This is a genomic window from Pseudomonas sp. H11T01 (assembly GCF_048515765.1).
Taxonomy (GTDB): Bacteria; Pseudomonadota; Gammaproteobacteria; order Pseudomonadales; family Pseudomonadaceae; genus Aquipseudomonas.
Genome location: NZ_JBLYED010000003.1, coordinates 218,517 through 234,553, shown reverse-complemented (window position 1 = coordinate 234,553; position 16,037 = coordinate 218,517). Strand labels below are relative to the sequence as shown.

The following is a 16,037-nucleotide window of genomic DNA, read 5'->3' as shown; positions in this document are numbered from 1 at the left end:
ATTATGTTTCATTTCAAGCGGTTCAAGCGGCAACCTCAACCGATTTGGCGTAAACGGCGCAGGTGGTCGGATGCTCGGCCAGAGAAACGAATGTGCGACTGTTGGCATCCAGCGCATCGACCGAACCGGTTTCAATGTCATACACCCAGCCATGCAGGTTCAGTTGGCCTTTTTCCTGGGCCAACCGGACGCTGGGATGGGTCTGGATGTTGGCCAGTTGAGCGATGACGTTTTCCCTGACCATAGAACTCACCCGGGCGGCGTCGGAAACGTGCTGACGGGATTCGTTGATCACTTTTGCCGATTCGGCGTGTTGCAGCCAACCGCTGACAGCAGGTAGGTGATCCATGCATTTGCAGCTGGCGATAGCGGTCATCGCGCCGCAGTCCGAGTGTCCGCAGATCACAATATCGGTGACGCCCAATACCGCGACGGCGTACTCAACCGTGGCCGATACACCGCCGGGTTGAGGACCGTACGAAGGCACGATGTTGCCGGCGTTGCGGATGACGAACAATTCGCCGGGCTCTTGTTGGGTCAGCAGTTCTGGAACAACACGGCTGTCGGAGCAGGTAATGAATAACGTACCGGGGTGTTGCGTCGTTGCCAGGTGTTTGAACAGATCAGAACGTTTGGGGAATGCTTCATTCTGAAACTTCAGAAATCCATCTATGAGCGCTTTCATGGGTGATCCTCGAGCCAAATGTGCTGAATAAACAAGAACGCGGGGTAGGGTTTGGCCCGCAACGGGTTGCGGGCCGGGCCTGACTCAGAAAGGACGCAGTGGCAGGAACTTGCCATCCAGCGTGATGACGGCACGAGAACCACCTTCCGGGTCTTCGACTTTCTTGATATCGAGCTTGAAGTTGATCGCGCTGATAATCCCGTCGCCAAATTGCTCATGAACCAGTGCTTTGAGGGTGGTGCCGTAGATCTGGATCATTTCGTAGAAGCGATAGATCGTCGGGTCGGTCGGGACACCGCCAGCGATACTGCCGCGCACCGGGATGATCTGCAGCCGAGCCACGGCATCGGCGTCCAGCTCCAGTTTTTCACCCACGACGTTGGCAGCAACTTCTGGCAGCGGATGCTGGCCGAGCAGGGCGGCGGTCACGTACGCCAGACTCAGGCCAGTGCCGTCGGTCAGGTCCTGCCAGGACAGGTTCTTGCGGGCCTTGGCATCAAGGATTGCGGTGGTCAGGGCCAGGCTTGGGTCCTGGTAAGCGTGAGACTGTTGCATGGTGTGACTCCTATCAGGGGAACGATCATTGAGTGGTGTGGTGGGGTCTGGATGAATCTTGCGGCGTTTGATCGATAGCGTCCAAGACCCATATACAATGAAAGGCATAAGCACTGCCTATAGAAGGATTCCTATGCTGCTTCGACATCTTCGTTACCTGCTGGCAGTCGCTGACCACGGTGGCTTTACCCGCGCCGCAGAGGCGCTGCATGTGTCCCAGCCCACGCTTTCGCAACAGATCAGGCAGCTGGAAGAGTCCCTGGGCGTCAACCTGTTCGACCGCACCTCGCGCTCGGTCAAGCCCACCGATGCGGGGGTGGCGTACATCGAGTGCGCACGTCGGGTGCTGATCGAACTGGAGGCGGGCAAGCGCGCGCTGCATGATGTGAAGGACTTGTCTCGAGGAACCTTGAGGCTAGCGATGACGCCGACCTTTATGGCTTACCTCGTGGGCCCTTTGGTTCGGGATTACGTGGCGAAATTTCCGAATATTCATCTCGAGATTTTCGAGTTGTCGATGGACGACATAGAGGCAGGATTGGCCGATGACTCCCTCGACCTCGCCATCGCATTCACTCCGGTGAGAAGTGCCGACATCGAGTGCATTCCTGCGTTTGTCGAGACCTTGGGCATCATGGTGGGGCGTGATCACCCGTTGTATGAGCGTCAGAAACCTCTAACCACAAGCGAAGTGGCGCAACTGGAGTTCGCGCTGTTGACCCCGGACTTCATCACCCGCACCTGCATAGACCAGTACTTCCTGCAGCAGGAAATCACGCCCAAAGTGATGATCGAGGTCAACTCGGTAAACACCCTGTTGGAAGTCATACGCCACACCGCAATCGCCACCATCCTTCCAGAAGCCATCGCCACACAGGATCGGGCACTCAGAAAGATTCAGATGGTCGGGGAAGCCCCCAAACGTGCAGCCGCGCTGCTACGCAGGAAAAATAACTATCACAGCGCGGCGTCTGTCGAGTTCGTCAATCTGGTGATAGGTGGGTATTTGCATCACGCTTGACCGCCCCCGATCAGTCTGGCTCAACCTGCACTGAGCTTGGAAAACGTCAAATTTACGCGGTGGCGGTGGAAATGTGTGTCTTGCCAAGACAGTCCAGGGAAAAATCATTCCAGTAGCGAGACCAGACGCGGTTCAATTGAGGTCTCAAGCACCTCAAGCAAAACCAGCGTCACCGGCAGCTTGAAGCGCCGCCGTCCCGCGCTGCCGGGATTGAGGTATAGCTGTTCGCCGCGCCACTCTATGCGTGGTTTATGCGAATGGCCGGTGATCACCAGCTTTATGCCTGCATCGATCACGACTGGGACATCGGCGATGTCATGCACCAGCAGAGTCTGCCATCCGTTGAGATCGAAACGTAGACAGTCGGCGAGGTTTTCTGCCCAAGGGGCGTCTAGGTCATTGTTCCCGCGTACTACGTGCAACGGGGCGATAGACTCCAGTTGATCGAGAATTTCGGGGTTGCCGATGTCGCCCGCGTGAATGATCCGTTCACAGCCCTCCAAGGCCGCACGGGCTTCGGCGCGGAGCAAGCCATGGGTATCGGAAATCACTCCAACTTTCATGCAAAGCACCAGACCAGGTTCAAGAAGCGAAAGAAGTACAACTAACCAAGCGCCCTCGACGTGCGCGGTCAGCTCGCAAAGTCATAGACGGCCATACTGACCCTGCTGGGGTGCGCTTGTCGCGGTTAAGACTAGCCACTCCCCCACAACATAATTGCATTCCATCAGATTCCTGTTGAGTTCAGGCTGCACTGCCGGCTCGGCTGATTCACGCGAAGTGTCGGTTGTCGTAAAGACAGCATGATCGACGCGTAAGCACTTTTCGTACAACCCCTAGACCGGGCTCAAGCCAGCAGCTCGGTGATCCACCGGGCCTGCCGGGCGGTGTCCTGCACCTTCTCCTCGGGCACGGCCTGCCGCGCCCGGGCGAAGTGGGTCAGGGTCTGCTGCTTCTGGCGCAGGATGCGCTGCCACTTGACCAGAAACGCCGGGCTGCGTGTCTGCATCTGCAGCGGGCCGAAGTACAGCTCCTTGGCGGTGTACATCACCGGCCCGGCGCGCTCGGCGACGATGATTTCGTAGTCGAAGCGGTTTTCCCGCAGCACTTCCTCGCAGAGGATGCGGTAACCATTTTCCATCAGCCATTGGCGCAGTGGCTGCTCGCCACCGTTGGGCTGCAGGATCAGGCGCTCCTGGCCACTCAGACGCGCCTTGCCGCTGTCGAGGATGTCGCGGATCGTCTCGCCGCCCATGCCGCAGATGCTGATCGCCGTGATCCCGTCTCCCGGCTCGATCGCCGCCAGGCCATTGGCCAGGCGCACGGTGATCCGCAGGTCTTGGCCGTTCTCGCGCACGGTGCGTTCGGCCGAGCGGAACGGCGTCAATGCCACCTCGCCGGCCACCGCCGCCGCGATGGCGCCACGGCGCATCAACGCCACCGGCAGGTAGCCGTGATCCGAGCCGATATCGGCCAGGCGTGCACCTGCTGGCACATGCGCCGCCACGCGCTCCAGGCGCATGGACAATGTCTGTTCGTTCAACTGCAGCCCCTTTTCACCACGAACGTCCGCCACCTTTGGCCGGATCGGGGCGCGATTCTGTCGAGCAACGCCGTGCATTTCAAATTTATGCGACCAGGGCCATGGCTCGACCCGTACCTACCGCTCGCGTATCCCACGCCAGTGGGCACCGGAGCTATATCACCCCGCCGCCACTTCTTTTTTGACGTCCTCCTGCGCCCAACCGCCGGTCGGCTTTTCCGTGGGCGGGTTGACGCTTGGCCAAAGCGAACTAACTTTCATTACATGGGAAAATTTCCCACGCCAATGATTCAGGAGAAAAATTTTAGGGTGAGGGGCTGCTTCCAGGTATGCGGCTCCCGGATTGCATTGGCTCTGCTCGCGGTAAATCACCAGGAGACACAAGATGAAGGTTCATATGCTTTTCAAGAGGGCTTTATTGGCTTTGGCAATCGGTGGAGTCTTGTCGGCTTCCATCGTTTTGGTACCTGATGCTGTTTCACATAGCTCAAGTGCATATGCCAAAGACGGTGGCGGTGGTGGCGGTGGTAGTGGTGGTAGTGGTGGTGGTGGTGGTGGTGGTGGTGGTGGTGGTGGTGGTGGTGGCGGTAATGGTGGCGGAGGTGGCAATGGAGGTGGCAGCGGTGGTGGTAATGGTGGCGGAAGTGGTCATGGTGGAAGTGGCAGCGGTGGTGGTAATGGCGGCAGCGGCGGTGGCAATAGCGGTCACAGCGGGAGCGACCATGGAGATGGGCATTCAGGCCAAGGCAACGCTGGTAACTCGAACTCCGGGCGCAACGGAAGCCATTCAGAGCCTGGCGATGATCATGGCAATCACGCTCGCGGTGAGCCCGGCGATGACGATGGCAATCATGTTGGTGGTGAGCCCGGTGACGATCATGGCAATCATGTTGGCGACAAGCCTGGTGACGACCGTGGCAATCATGTTGGCGACGAGCCTGGTGACGACCGTGGCAATCATGTGGGGGGTGAACCGGGTGATGATCGTGGCAATCATGTCGGCGGCGAACCCGACGCTGATAACAGCGGAGTCTGACGGAGGCTGATGGCATCAAACAAAGCTCCGGGGACTGGTTTTGTATGAGGCGTTTGCGCGCAGCAGGTCAGTCCCCCTCACCAAGCGTCATAGATGAATCCAGTGGTCGGGCCTGAAAATTGGCAGGGGGGTAACTCGCACTAGCTCTCATGGGATTTTTTCCCGCACCGCTATACTGCGTTTATCTGTCGAGGAATGCGCTGAATGCAATCGCCCACCCTGCCTGCTTCTCTGCTAAAAGCCCTTAGGCATGTCATGCGCCCTCTGGTACGCCTGATGCTCCGTAAAGGAGTCACCTATTCGGTGTTCGCCGACCTGCTCAAGGAGGTCTTCGTCGATGTGGCGGATCGTGAGTTTCGCCTTGACGATAAAGCCCCGAGCGACAGCCGCATCAACCTGCTCACTGGAGTTCACCGCAAGGATGTGCGGCGCTTGCGTAAGACGAGCGACACGACATTTACCGCTCTTCCCGAAAACGTCACCTTCGGTGCGCAACTGGTCAACACCTGGACCAACAGCATGCCCTTCTGCAAGCGCTCCGGCCAGCCGCTGCCCCTGCCGCGACTCGCCAGTGTCGGCGGCGACTGCTCCTTCGACGCCTTGGTCGCGAAGATCAGCACGGACATCCGCGCGCGGGTGGTGCTGGACGAATGGCTGCGCCTGGGCATCGTTCGTCTCGACGAGCAAGATCGCGTCCACCTCGAAGTCCAGGCCTTCGTGCCGCAGAAGGGCTTCGATGAGAAAGCCGCGTACTTAGGTCACAACCTGCACGATCACGCCTGCGCTGCGGTGCACAACCTGAGCGGGGAAGGTCCGGCTTTTTTTGAGCGCAGCGTCCATTACGACGCGCTGGTCCCGGCCAGCGTCGACGAGTTGCGCGAGGCCGTCGCCAACGAGGGTATGCAGGCCCTATTAGGTTTTAACCGGCTCGCCACTGAACTCGAAAGCCGTGACCTGCCCGGTCTCGAACCGCGCCAGCGCATCACTATCGGCCTTTACTTCTACACGGAGCCCACCGAACCCACTTCACCGACGGCCCCCAAACAATGACCGCCAACCTACGCCTTTTTCGTGCCATCACCCTCGCCCTGGGCCTCGGACTTCCCGCTTTGGTACAGGCCGCGCCGGCCTGCGTCAACCAGGATGACGTGGGCATAGCCAACGCACCGATCATGCAGCGTCCGGGTGGCACGGGCGGCACCGGCGCGAAGCCAGGTGGCGTGGGTGGCACCGGCATCCAAACCGAAAATGGTGGGGCCGGCGGCACTGGCGCGCCGATCGTGCAGCGCCCTGGAGGCATCGGTGGCACCGGCGCGGTGGCAGGCGGCGTGGGTGGCACCGGCATTCGCACCGAAAATGGTGGAGTTGGGGGCACCGGCGCGCCGATCATGCAGCGTCCGGGAGGTACTGGCGGCACCGGTATCGTCGGCACAATCACCGGGTTCGCCTCGATCTGCATCAATGGCGTGGAAGTGCACTTTGCCAAAGACGTACCGGTCAGCGAGAACGGCATCGCTGCCACCAGCACCCAACTGGCGGTAGGCCAAGTGGTCGCAGTGGAGGCGGTCACCTCTCAGCGCGGCCTGGAGGCCGGGCGCATCTCGATCTTGCACATCTATGAAGGACCGTTGACGGCCCTCCCGAGCGCTTCGGCGCCACTGCGGGTCATGGGGCAACCGGTGCGCCTGGCCAGCGGCGCGTGGGTTGCTGAAGGTCTGCGCGCGGGCGAGCCGGTACGGGTCAGCGGGCTGCGCAATGCCCGTGGCGAGGTGGTGGCCAGCCGCATCGACCGGGCGCCCGGCCTCAGGGACGCCAGTGCCATCGGTTCGATTGATCGCACCGGCAGTCTCCAGGGGCTGAAGCTGAGCAATCACCCTGCGCCAGCGGAAGAAGTGCTGGTGCGTGGCCACTGGTCCGGTCGTGAACTGGACGTTACCCAGAGCCGCCCCGACCCGAGCCTCCCCTTCATCGGCCGGGCACACCAGGCGGTGATCGAAGGCCTGGTGCAGGTGCGGCAGGACCGGCATTTGGTTGTGGGTGGCTTCAACGTGACGCTGGAGCACAACGCAGTGTTTGTCGGTGAGCAGCCGTCCGAACTGGCGCTGGATCAACGCGTGCGGGTGAGCGGTGTGTTCAGCGGTGCGCGCGAGGTACGGGCAACGCGCATCGAGATCCGCCACGAGCGCTCCGATACGCCAGCCGGGAACCAACCCGGGCGAGTTCGCGCCACTGACGGCGACACCGATCGGAGAGCGGACGACTCAGGCGACGACAAGAGCGGCCGGACCGAGACCGATGACGGCTCACGCAGCGACAGCCATCACGGGGGCGACGACAGCCGCGGGGGCATCGAGAAACTGGAGAACGTGGGACAGACCGAAAAAGTAGAGCGCGTCGAGAAGGTGGAGCGACCAGACAAAGTTGAGAAGGTCGAACGGCCAGAAAAGGTCGAGAAAGTCGAGCGACCAGAGAAGGTCGAGAGAGTCGAACGACCAGAAAAGGTCGAGAAGGTCGAACGACCCGAGAAGGTGGAGAAGGTGGAGCGCCCGGAACGTCCTGAAAAGAAGGATTAAACAGTGCGGTCATGATGCACTATCGTCATAAGTAACTAGGCTGGGTAAGTCCCATCGCGTTTGCGCCATGACGCCGCAAAGGTGACCCGCGCTATCCGCACGTGCCCATTGGTGGTCGCGCGAAAAAAAATGCTTTGTGAACTTCGATGACTGGATACACGAGGTGAACATGAAATCCAAGCGCATCCTGCTCGCCAGTCTGCTCGCCAGCTTAACCTTGCCGGCCTTGGCCAATACATTCAGCACCTCGATCGGCTTCGACTACTCACGAGGTGACTATGGCACCGGTACCACATCCGAAATCTGGTACGTCCCGCTCGTCGGCAAGTACGAAACCGGACCCATGACGTACAAACTCACCGTTCCCTGGCTGCGCATTACCAACCCCTCGGTCGGCCCCGATGGCGAACCGTTGCCGGGCGGATGCAGCAAAATGGAAAGCGGTCTCGGCGACACCGTCGCCAGTGCCGGCTATGCCGTGCTCGACGGCAGTCAGGGCGGTGTGCTGCTGGATCTGATTGGCAAGGTCAAACTCCCCACTGCCGACGAGGACAAGTGCCTGGGCACCGGAAAAACCGACTACTCCGCCCAAGTCGACGTCACCAAGGCCTTTGGCCCGGTGACCGGGTTCGCCACCCTGGGCTGGAAGAAGTTCGGCGATCCGTCCGGCACCAACTTCGACAACCCGATATTTGCCAGCCTGGGCTTCTCCATACCAGTGGCCGCGCTTACCTCTCTGGGCGCCTCCTACGACTGGCGACAGAAAGTCGTCTCCAGTGGCGACCAAATCAAGGAGCTCACCCTCTTCGTCACTCAGAAGCTCAACCAGAACTGGAAGATCCAGTTGTATGCGGTAAAGGGCTTTTCCGACGCCAGCCCGGACGCGGAGGGTGGGCTGCTGCTCAAGCACACTTTCTGATATTTCCGGTGCCGGCAGCGTTCGCCCGTCGCCGTACCATTGCATTCGTGTTACTGAGTTGCCTGGTTCTGCGACTGACCGAAATCGACCCGAATCGAACAGGCGCGTCCGGCGAGAACGGCCAAAAGTAGACATTAGGTAGGGTATTGCAGCCGAACAACATGGCGCTGTAGAGACACGGTTTTGGGAGGAGTTACTATTTTCGGAGCATCACCCAATCCCGATGTAGATCCGCACCGCACTGAAAGGTTGTTTCTCCAACCGTCTCAAAACCGTTGCGCCGATAGAAACGAATGGCTCGCTCATTGGCTTCGCTGACCGTCAGCCGAATAGGTCCCTCAATGCAACGCAACGTGCTGTTGAGCAAGAACTGAGCCGCACCGGTCCCATGATGACTCGCAGACAGATAACAGCGGGTCAATTCCGGGACGTTATCCGCTTGGGCAACTCCAAGCGTGTCGGGTCTGTAGCTCACCAGGCTGTAACCGATAACTTCTCCTTCACGCAGGATGACTCTTAGCTGCTTGTCATCGTCATCCAGTAGTTCCTCAAAGTGTTGAGGCAGAAGATTTTCCTGAATGAACGCGTCGATTTCCGAGCCTGGGGTATCAGGCGGGCAAGCCAGCGCAAAGGTTTCGGCTGCAATCTGGCTGATGCGCAGGTTATCGGTGTTTAAAGCTTCACGGACTTCCAATGGCATTCATTTCCTCCTTGAGATTTTTATCCTGTCACGCTACCTGGAGCATTTCGAAGTCTGCCTTGGCTTGCGAGAGTAAGGAACGTTCGAGCGGTGGCTGATCGTCCCATACGTAACACCATGAAGGCTTATGCCTATCAGGCCGGAACACCCAGGATGATGTGCGACGCCTTGATCACCGCAGTGGCGCTGACACCCGGTGCCAGGCCCAACTCTGCCACGGCATGCCGGGTGACGATCGAGTACACCTCGGTACCGCCTGGGAGCTGGATCACCACCTCGGCATTGACGGCGCCGTCGTTGACGCTGACAACTTTGCCTTCCAGACAATTGCGCGCAGAGAGGCGAATGTCGCTGGACTCGGTCATCAGCATCACCCAAGGGGCCTTGACCAGAGCGATCACGTCTTTGCCTGCTGCAATACCCAGATTCTTGAGGCTTTCCATGGTGACCACGGCAACCAGTTGCTCACCGCCTGGGAGTGTCAAACCCACTTCGGCATTGACCGCGCCTTCTTGTACCTGACTGACTTTGCCCTTGAATACGTTGCGTGCGCTAACTTTCATGACGGAGAGTCCTTGTTGACCGGGGAGTTAAGATTTGTAGGGCATCATCAAGATTAGCGCGATGCAAAGCAACTACAGTGGCCCATTCGTCATCCGTCGGCGTGAAATCTCCAGGCATCAGGCTCGCACGTAAACCCAGGCGCTGGTTCCGGATTTAAGCGCGACCCTGACACGTTTGTAGTCCGCCACCTCGTATTGGTCGGCAGCGATCAGCTCTTGCGCCGTGATCTCGAAAACGGTGCCAACAATCTCGTCCGACACGTCGCCGCTCTCTTGCACGATGGGGTGATGGGTTTTTCCACTCGCGGTCAGCACCGCGGGATCGGTTATTTCGACCAGCTTCTGTTTGTAGCCTGGCAGGGTGTCGGGACGACCTTTCAATTCGCGCCCGAAGTTGGACAGTTGGACGGCCTGATCCTGCAAGGTGCCGTAGGAGAACAGCAGAACCGGTTGCTCTGTTTCATTTGTCATGAGGTTTCCTTGAGCAATAGTCGATTAGATGAGCAAGTCTTCGTAGAACGCTCCGAATGGACGCTCAGGATGGGCAATCTGGATTTCCAGAATCCATAAACCGGCAGTCGGGTATTGGCCCAAATTTCCGAGATCGCCGCCCCGGTGAATCGCATGAGGGAAATCGCTGACTCGGTGGCCTTTGATGTCCAGGTTGAGCTTCCATCCCAGGGATTGCGCCTGATCGGCCGCATAGCGATAAAGCTCCATGCCGGAAACCCGCTCGCTGCGCCAAAAGCCTTCGACCCGATTGAAAAGCTCCCGAGCGGCCGCGGCACAGGTGATCATTTCCGGGTCGGAACCCGTGGTGAAAGTCGCCCCTGCATCACCTTCGTGTCCTTGCCAGACCGCGCCCATGTCGATGAAGAAAATATCTTCGTCATTCAGTTCAGGATCGCCATCGGAGCGCTGTTTGAACGTCTTGAGCGTGTTGGCCCCAAAGCGGATCAGCAGTGGGTGCCAGATTCGATCCATGCCCAGTTCGGACAGGATCTGTTTGCCCCGCAAATGGGCCTCGGACTCGCGCATGCCAGGCGAGATAGCGCGGGAAATCTGTTCGATAGCCTGCCAGGTCATTTGCTGCGCGTGGCGCATCGACTCCAGCGTGTAATTCTGACCTACCGCTTCCTTATCGATCAGGGCCGTTGTCATCTGTCATTCCTTTTGTAAGAGCGTGCAGGTCAATCGCTGTATAGATTTGTATATTGCGATAATCAATTGCCAAGGTCTACCCCTGTTGCCCCCGTCGTCCCACCCGCTTCGCGCCGCAGCCTGGCGAACTCCAGCAAGGTATCGGCGAATTCGCGGGCGGCTTCGGTCAGTGGTTCGTCCTTGCGCGTGATGATGCCGTAGTCCTGAGGTTCTACTTTGAATGGCGTGTTGAGGATTTTGAGCAAACCGCTCTGGACCTGTGGCTGGACCATGGACTCGGGCAACATGGCAAGCATCGGTCCCGATTGCAGCAGTTGCAGGAAGGTCGGCATCGAGATGGTCTCGACCGTGTTGGTGGGCGTGCGCATATTGAACTCGGTGAAGGCACTTTCCATCCGCCGACGTATGGGGGCATTGAAGGGGTACATGACCCAGGGCCAATCGCTGAGTTGCTCGGTCGCCACCTCGTCGAACTGCGCGAGGGGATGGCGACTGTTGACCACCAGACAAAAGGGCTCAGGCCCTAATGCACGAAATTCGAACGGTTGCTGATAACGTTCATCGGTGAAGCGGGCAATGATCAAATCGAGTTTTTTATGCTCGAGCATTTCCAGCAGTTGATTGCTGGTTTGCTCTATCACTTCGATGGACAGCATGGGCCGGTCCAGTTTGATCCGGGTGATGGCCTCGGGCAGCACGACTGAGGTCGCCGCGAAAATCGCGCCGACTTTCAAATGGCCATGCCCACCTTTGCGCAGCTTATTGAGCTGATCGACGAATGACTGTGTGTCGTCCAGCGTCATCCGGGCATAGCGGACGACGAATTCGCCAAGTTCGGTCAGTGCCATGTTGCGGGTTTGCCGTTCGAACAAAGCAAAGCCGAGCAACAGTTCGATGTCACGCAGCATCTTGCTGATGGCTGGCTGGGTCAGATTCATCAGCTCGGCGGTGGTGTGCATATTGCGGGTCCTGGCCAGAGTATCGACCAGCATCAGATGCTTGATCTTGAGCCATTTGCTGACACTGGCGTATGAAATCTCGTCGTTTCCCATAAGGCGCTCAATCTGGTTGATAACGAAACGATATCAAATGCTGAAAATATGTCATTGGGATTTATCGACCAAGTCCACTAGTTTTCGCCCAGTCGTCACCGAATTGACTTGGATCTCCTTATGCCCACTCTGAAATTGACCTGTAAAAACACCCTCCCGCTCGATGGACTGGAAGGCACTCTGATCGGTCGTGCCTGGGTGCCGGGGGAGACGGCAGGCCCATCGCCGGTGGTACTGCGCGACGATGGCGTGTTTGATTTGTCGCAGGCGTTCGCGACCTTGAGCGATCTGCTGGAGAGCGCCTCACCGCTTGAGGCCGTTCGCAGTACTCGCGGTCGATACATCGGGTGTATTGACGCGCTGTTGGCCAACACGGGACCGGGGTCTGATCCTTCCAAAGCTTTTCTGCTGCCACCGGCCGATCTGCAAGTGATCAAGGCGGCCGGTGTGACGTTCGCCTCCAGCATGATCGAACGGGTGATCGAAGAGCAGGCCGGTGGGGATGCGGTCAAGGCAGAAAGCGTACGCAGCCTGGTCAAGGCGGCTATCGGTGATAATCTGCGTTCGATCAAACCCGGCTCTACCGAAGCGGCCCGGCTAAAGGCTGTGTTGATCGAGCAGGGCTTGTGGTCGCAGTACCTGGAAGTGGGTATCGGCCCTGATGCGGAGATATTCACCAAGGCTCCGGTCCTCGCTTCCGTCGGCAGTGGCAGTGAAGTCGGTATTCATCCTAAATCCAAATGGAACAACCCTGAGCCAGAGATCGTCCTGGCGGTGAACAGCCGTGGCCAGATACAAGGCGCAACCTTGGGCAACGACGTCAATTTGCGCGACTTCGAAGGCCGTAGCGCATTACTGTTGAGCAAGGCCAAGGACAACAACGCGTCTTGCGCGATTGGCCCATTCATTCGCCTGTTCGACGAAGGCTTCTCTCTGGATGATGTGCGCCGCTGCGTGGTCAGCCTGGACGTCGAAGGTGATGACGGTTTCATCATGCGCGGCAGCAGTTCGATGGAGCAGATCAGTCGCGACCCGCTGGAGTTGGTGGCCCAGACCGTGGGCAGCGATCACCAGTACCCGGACGGCTTCATGCTGTTCCTTGGCACGCTGTTCGCTCCAACGCAGGATCGTGAAGAGCCGGGCAGTGGCTTCACCCACAAGCCGGGCGATAGCGTCAGCATCGGCAGTCCGCTGCTGGGCACTTTGCACAACCGCGTCACCTACAGCAATGAAGCCACACCATGGACGTTCGGCCTGCGTGCATTGATTGGCAACCTGGCCGCTCGTGGCCTGGTGGCAGGTAAATCTCACCACTGATTTGCCCTGCCACAGGTTCTGGCAGATAGAAAACAGGTGGTCGCTGGACATCTAATAATAAGGCGCAAATGATGATCAAAAATATAACAAGATCGGACCACGCGGCAGCTATTGAGAGCGCCATCGCCAAGTGTCGATGGAAGCTGTTGCCGTTCCTCGCATTGATGTTCGCTCTGGCGATGATCGATCGCTCCAACGTCGGCTTCGCCAAGGCGGCGCTGCAAACCGATATCGGCTTGAGTAATGCGGCCTTCGCCCTGGGGGCAGGCATTTTCTTCATTGGTTATGCGATCTTCGAAGTCCCCAGCAACCTGATGTTGCACCGGGTCGGCGCGAGAGTCTGGCTTAGCCGGATCATGATTACCTGGGGGCTGGTGTCTGCGGCCATGATGTTCACGCGCGATGAAACGACGTTTTACCTGCTGCGTTTTCTGCTCGGTGTGGCCGAAGCGGGCTTTTCTCCAGGTGTCATCCTGTACCTGACCTACTGGTTCCCGGCCCAGCGTCGCGGTCAGGCCATCGGAATCTACTATTTCGGCCTGCCATTGGCCTTGATGTTAGGCAGTCCGTTGTCGGGTTGGTTGTTGGAAATGCACGGCGTGTTCAACCTGACCAACTGGCAATGGATGTTCCTGGTGGAAGGCCTGGCGGCTGTCATTGTGGGGATCGTTGCGCTTTTCTACCTCAAAAGTAAGCCACAGGATGCCAACTGGCTGACCGGCGAGGAGAAAGCCGCCCTGAGCCAAGAGCTCAAGGCTGAAGACAAGCTCAAGCTGGCCCATGGGCCGAACAGCCTGCTGGGTCTGGTTCGCAACAAGCGCGTGCTGAAATTCATCCTGATTTATTTCAGCGTTCAGGTCAGTGTGTACGGGGTCATCTTTTATCTGCCGACCCGAATTGCGGAGCTGCTGGGGACCAAGGTTGGCCTCGAAGTGGGCATGTTCATTTCATTGCCATGGCTGTGCGCCGCGGTCGCCATGTTTTTTGTGACCCGCTATGCCGACCGGCATGGGGCACACCTGAAGATGGCGATGTGCATGCTGGGCATGGCTGCGCTGGGCATTGCCGCCTCGGCATTGCTCAACAGCTTTGCTCCGGTATTGCTGGCTTTCTGCTTTGCAGCCGCCGGTTTCGTGACCGTTCAACCACTGTTCTGGACACTGCCGACCAGTTACCTCGGTGGGGTCGCCGCGGCAGGCGGTATTGCCCTGATTGGTTCTATGGGAAATATCGGCGGCTTCGTCGCGCCAATGCTCAAGGCCAATATGGAGGTCTGGTTCACCGATCCCCGTGCAGGGATGTTGTCACTGTCGGCAGCGGGACTGGTGGGGGTCTATCTGTTATGGACGTTGCGCGCGCCGAAGGAGCAACTGCGGGTGGCAGGCGGGGTTGCCAATAATACCTAGGCACCTTCGAACGCTTGAAAGAAGTGTCTCGAAAAGAGACCTTTAAAAACAGCCGAAGCCTTTAGGGGCTTCGGCTGTTTTTTGTGCTTCCCCAAGAGGTTCCTGAGTCTTCGATCAAGCGAGTGTCGCATCACCTGGTTCAAGCCCTGTTGTGAACCGCCGTAATATGGCGCGAGAAGGGCTATAGGCTGCCTTCGACATCTTCCAGGCTGAACGTCTCGGTGTGGTCGTCATAGGAGAAAATTTCAGCGTATCGCCCCCAAGTGATCACGCTTTCCAATGTTTTCTCCACAAACGCCTCAGTGAGTGAATCTTCCAGTTCCTGCTCGAAGCGCACACGTGGCGCCCGGTGTCCGTTTCGTTCCTGCAATACCTGCCGAATACGTGCGGCCAGTGGCACGTGCTTGATCAGGTGCTCGGCGAATATGGTTTTTCGCTCCTGGGTGCCGTACTCGGCGAACAACTTGCCGGCTTCTGTCAGGGTGATGTCGGCGCCCTTGAGCTCAGCGAACCCCAGGTATTCCAGCATCTCTGCTATCGGGAACAGGTCGTCCACTTCCAGTAAGCGCCGTTCTGCAACGTCTGGCAGGCCGGCATGTCCGTTATAGGGTTCGGCCGCGAGGGTTTCGATCAGGCCGGCCATGAGGTTGGTGGAGACTTCCGGCAGCGGACTGCCCATCTTCAGCTCGGCTTTGCCGGTGCTGGCGTCAGCGCTGCGCCGGTCGGTCATCAATGCATAGATGTCATCGACCATTTGGCGAAAGGTCGGGTCCAGACGGTTGCGTGGATGGGTGAATGGCACCTTGATTTGGGCCACGACTCGCCCTGGGTTCGACGACAAAACCAGAATGCGGTCGCACATCAAAACGGCTTCTTCGATGTTGTGCGTCACGATCAGGATGGATTTGATCGGCAGCTGCTCGCCGCTCCACAAATCCAGCAGGTCGGTTCGCAGGGTTTCGGCGGTTAAGACATCCAGCGCCGAGAAGGGCTCGTCCATCAGCAACAACGTAGGGTTAACCACCAAGGCTCGGGCAAAGCCCACGCGTTGACGCATCCCGCCCGACAGTTCACGGGGATAGGCGTTTTCGAATCCATCGAGGCCGATCAGGTCGATCGCGGCCAGTGCGCGCTTGCGGGCGGCCTTGCGTTCGACCTGTAGTGCCTGAAGGCCGGCCTCTACGTTTTCGAGGACGGTCAGCCACGGGAACAACGCAAAGGTCTGAAAGACCATCGCGACACCTTCGGCCGGCCCGGTGAGCAAGGTACCGTTGTACCGAACCTCACCCGACGACGGCGGTATCAGGCCGGCAATGATGCGCAGCAAGGTAGATTTGCCCGATCCGGAGCGGCCCAGCATGCCGACAATCTCGCCTTCGCGCAGGGTCAGGTCAACATCGCTGAGCACTTGCAACTCGTCCTTGCCCTTACCAAACGCCCGGCTCACGTTGTTCAGCGCGTAGATTTCGGGGGATGCCTGTGTATGTTCTGTAAAGGTATTCATGA

The 16,037-nt window shown here is 58.6% G+C and carries 17 protein-coding genes; 7 read left to right on the top strand and 10 right to left on the bottom strand.

Features of this window, described 5'->3' with window-relative positions; all coding sequences use genetic code 11:
• Positions 1-22: 22 nt before the first annotated feature.
• Both ACN1C3_RS05545 and cynS read right to left on the bottom strand, forming a co-directional pair.
• Entirely contained in the window at positions 23-685 is a 663-nt protein-coding gene (locus ACN1C3_RS05545) for a carbonic anhydrase (protein ID WP_419114790.1), read from the bottom strand.
• Between the two features lie 84 nt (positions 686-769).
• Positions 770-1,240 (bottom strand): cyanase, encoded by a 471-nt coding sequence (gene cynS / locus ACN1C3_RS05540; RefSeq protein ID WP_419114789.1) that lies wholly within the window; start codon positions 1,238-1,240, stop codon positions 770-772.
• A 133-nt stretch (positions 1,241-1,373) separates the two neighbouring features.
• Here cynS and cynR point away from each other — a divergent pair, with 133 nt between their 5' ends.
• On the top strand, positions 1,374-2,261 hold the full coding sequence (cynR, locus tag ACN1C3_RS05535; protein WP_419114788.1) for a transcriptional regulator CynR: 888 nt from the start codon (positions 1,374-1,376) through the stop codon (positions 2,259-2,261).
• 104 nt (positions 2,262-2,365) lie between these two features.
• Here the strand turns inward: cynR and ACN1C3_RS05530 are convergent, their stop codons facing one another.
• Together ACN1C3_RS05530 and ACN1C3_RS05525 are read right to left on the bottom strand one after the other, a co-directional pair.
• Positions 2,366-2,824: a metallophosphoesterase family protein gene (locus ACN1C3_RS05530; RefSeq protein ID WP_419114787.1), complete on the bottom strand. Its 459-nt coding sequence runs from the start codon at positions 2,822-2,824 to the stop codon at positions 2,366-2,368.
• 284 nt (positions 2,825-3,108) lie between these two features.
• Entirely contained in the window at positions 3,109-3,804 is a 696-nt protein-coding gene (locus tag ACN1C3_RS05525; RefSeq protein ID WP_419114786.1) for a tRNA (adenine(22)-N(1))-methyltransferase, read from the bottom strand.
• A gap of 397 nt (positions 3,805-4,201) precedes the next feature.
• Here ACN1C3_RS05525 and ACN1C3_RS05520 point away from each other — a divergent pair, with 397 nt between their 5' ends.
• From ACN1C3_RS05520 to ACN1C3_RS05505, 4 genes are all read left to right on the top strand, one after another.
• Positions 4,202-4,840 carry a hypothetical protein gene (locus tag ACN1C3_RS05520; protein WP_419114785.1) on the top strand — a complete coding sequence of 213 codons (639 nt, stop codon included), beginning with the start codon at positions 4,202-4,204 and terminating at the stop codon, positions 4,838-4,840.
• Between the two features lie 204 nt (positions 4,841-5,044).
• Positions 5,045-5,890: a DUF6502 family protein gene (locus ACN1C3_RS05515; protein WP_419114784.1), complete on the top strand. Its 846-nt coding sequence runs from the start codon at positions 5,045-5,047 to the stop codon at positions 5,888-5,890.
• The gene (locus ACN1C3_RS05510; protein ID WP_419114783.1) at positions 5,887-7,413 is read left to right on the top strand and encodes a DUF5666 domain-containing protein; all 1,527 of its coding nucleotides are present in this window, start codon (positions 5,887-5,889) and stop codon (positions 7,411-7,413) included. The genes ACN1C3_RS05515 and ACN1C3_RS05510 overlap by 4 nt, the downstream gene beginning before the upstream one ends.
• Positions 7,414-7,582: 169 nt before the next feature.
• A complete protein-coding gene (locus tag ACN1C3_RS05505; RefSeq protein ID WP_419114782.1) occupies positions 7,583-8,332 on the top strand; it encodes a hypothetical protein in 750 nt (249 codons plus the stop codon).
• 196 nt (positions 8,333-8,528) lie between these two features.
• Here ACN1C3_RS05505 and ACN1C3_RS05500 read toward each other — a convergent pair whose 3' ends face one another.
• The 5 genes from ACN1C3_RS05500 to ACN1C3_RS05480 form a co-directional block, all read right to left on the bottom strand.
• Positions 8,529-9,032, bottom strand: coding sequence for an N-acetyltransferase family protein (locus ACN1C3_RS05500; protein WP_419114781.1), 504 nt, complete (start codon positions 9,030-9,032; stop codon positions 8,529-8,531).
• A 134-nt stretch (positions 9,033-9,166) separates the two neighbouring features.
• The gene (locus ACN1C3_RS05495) at positions 9,167-9,595 is read right to left on the bottom strand and encodes a TOBE domain-containing protein (protein ID WP_419114780.1); all 429 of its coding nucleotides are present in this window, start codon (positions 9,593-9,595) and stop codon (positions 9,167-9,169) included.
• Positions 9,596-9,712: 117 nt separating this feature from the next.
• Positions 9,713-10,066 carry a gamma-glutamylcyclotransferase family protein gene (locus ACN1C3_RS05490; RefSeq protein ID WP_419114779.1) on the bottom strand — a complete coding sequence of 118 codons (354 nt, stop codon included), beginning with the start codon at positions 10,064-10,066 and terminating at the stop codon, positions 9,713-9,715.
• Positions 10,067-10,090: 24 nt separating this feature from the next.
• Positions 10,091-10,756 carry a M24 family metallopeptidase gene (locus ACN1C3_RS05485; protein WP_419114778.1) on the bottom strand — a complete coding sequence of 222 codons (666 nt, stop codon included), beginning with the start codon at positions 10,754-10,756 and terminating at the stop codon, positions 10,091-10,093.
• A gap of 62 nt (positions 10,757-10,818) precedes the next feature.
• Entirely contained in the window at positions 10,819-11,808 is a 990-nt protein-coding gene (locus ACN1C3_RS05480) for a LysR family transcriptional regulator (RefSeq protein ID WP_419114777.1), read from the bottom strand.
• 120 nt (positions 11,809-11,928) lie between these two features.
• On the opposite strand from ACN1C3_RS05480, the gene ACN1C3_RS05475 reads away from it, so the two are divergent.
• The gene (locus ACN1C3_RS05475) at positions 11,929-13,125 is read left to right on the top strand and encodes a fumarylacetoacetate hydrolase family protein (RefSeq protein WP_419114776.1); all 1,197 of its coding nucleotides are present in this window, start codon (positions 11,929-11,931) and stop codon (positions 13,123-13,125) included.
• 71 nt (positions 13,126-13,196) lie between these two features.
• Complete coding sequence (locus ACN1C3_RS05470) at positions 13,197-14,531, top strand: MFS transporter (RefSeq protein ID WP_419114775.1); 1,335 nt, start codon at positions 13,197-13,199, stop codon at positions 14,529-14,531.
• 181 nt (positions 14,532-14,712) lie between these two features.
• On the opposite strand, the gene ACN1C3_RS05465 is transcribed toward ACN1C3_RS05470, so the two are convergent.
• Positions 14,713-16,035, bottom strand: coding sequence for an AAA-associated domain-containing protein (locus ACN1C3_RS05465; RefSeq protein ID WP_419114774.1), 1,323 nt, complete (start codon positions 16,033-16,035; stop codon positions 14,713-14,715).
• Positions 16,036-16,037 lie beyond the last annotated feature (2 nt).

Bases quoted from the DNA above. Each gene is read 5' to 3' on its own strand.
- ACN1C3_RS05545 (WP_419114790.1), bottom strand. From the start codon at position 685: ATGAAAGCGCTCATAGATGGATTTCTGAAGTTTCAGAATGAAGCATTC.
- cynS (WP_419114789.1), bottom strand. From the start codon at position 1,240: ATGCAACAGTCTCACGCTTACCAGGACCCAAGCCTGGCCCTGACCACC.
- cynR (WP_419114788.1), top strand. From the start codon at position 1,374: ATGCTGCTTCGACATCTTCGTTACCTGCTGGCAGTCGCTGACCACGGT.
- ACN1C3_RS05530 (WP_419114787.1), bottom strand. From the start codon at position 2,824: ATGAAAGTTGGAGTGATTTCCGATACCCATGGCTTGCTCCGCGCCGAA.
- ACN1C3_RS05520 (WP_419114785.1), top strand. From the start codon at position 4,202: ATGCTTTTCAAGAGGGCTTTATTGGCTTTGGCAATCGGTGGAGTCTTG.
- ACN1C3_RS05515 (WP_419114784.1), top strand. From the start codon at position 5,045: ATGCAATCGCCCACCCTGCCTGCTTCTCTGCTAAAAGCCCTTAGGCAT.
- ACN1C3_RS05510 (WP_419114783.1), top strand. From the start codon at position 5,887: ATGACCGCCAACCTACGCCTTTTTCGTGCCATCACCCTCGCCCTGGGC.
- ACN1C3_RS05505 (WP_419114782.1), top strand. From the start codon at position 7,583: ATGAAATCCAAGCGCATCCTGCTCGCCAGTCTGCTCGCCAGCTTAACC.
- ACN1C3_RS05500 (WP_419114781.1), bottom strand. From the start codon at position 9,032: ATGCCATTGGAAGTCCGTGAAGCTTTAAACACCGATAACCTGCGCATC.
- ACN1C3_RS05495 (WP_419114780.1), bottom strand. From the start codon at position 9,595: ATGAAAGTTAGCGCACGCAACGTATTCAAGGGCAAAGTCAGTCAGGTA.
- ACN1C3_RS05490 (WP_419114779.1), bottom strand. From the start codon at position 10,066: ATGACAAATGAAACAGAGCAACCGGTTCTGCTGTTCTCCTACGGCACC.
- ACN1C3_RS05485 (WP_419114778.1), bottom strand. From the start codon at position 10,756: ATGACAACGGCCCTGATCGATAAGGAAGCGGTAGGTCAGAATTACACG.
- ACN1C3_RS05480 (WP_419114777.1), bottom strand. From the start codon at position 11,808: ATGGGAAACGACGAGATTTCATACGCCAGTGTCAGCAAATGGCTCAAG.
- ACN1C3_RS05475 (WP_419114776.1), top strand. From the start codon at position 11,929: ATGCCCACTCTGAAATTGACCTGTAAAAACACCCTCCCGCTCGATGGA.
- ACN1C3_RS05470 (WP_419114775.1), top strand. From the start codon at position 13,197: ATGATCAAAAATATAACAAGATCGGACCACGCGGCAGCTATTGAGAGC.
- ACN1C3_RS05465 (WP_419114774.1), bottom strand. From the start codon at position 16,035: ATGAATACCTTTACAGAACATACACAGGCATCCCCCGAAATCTACGCG.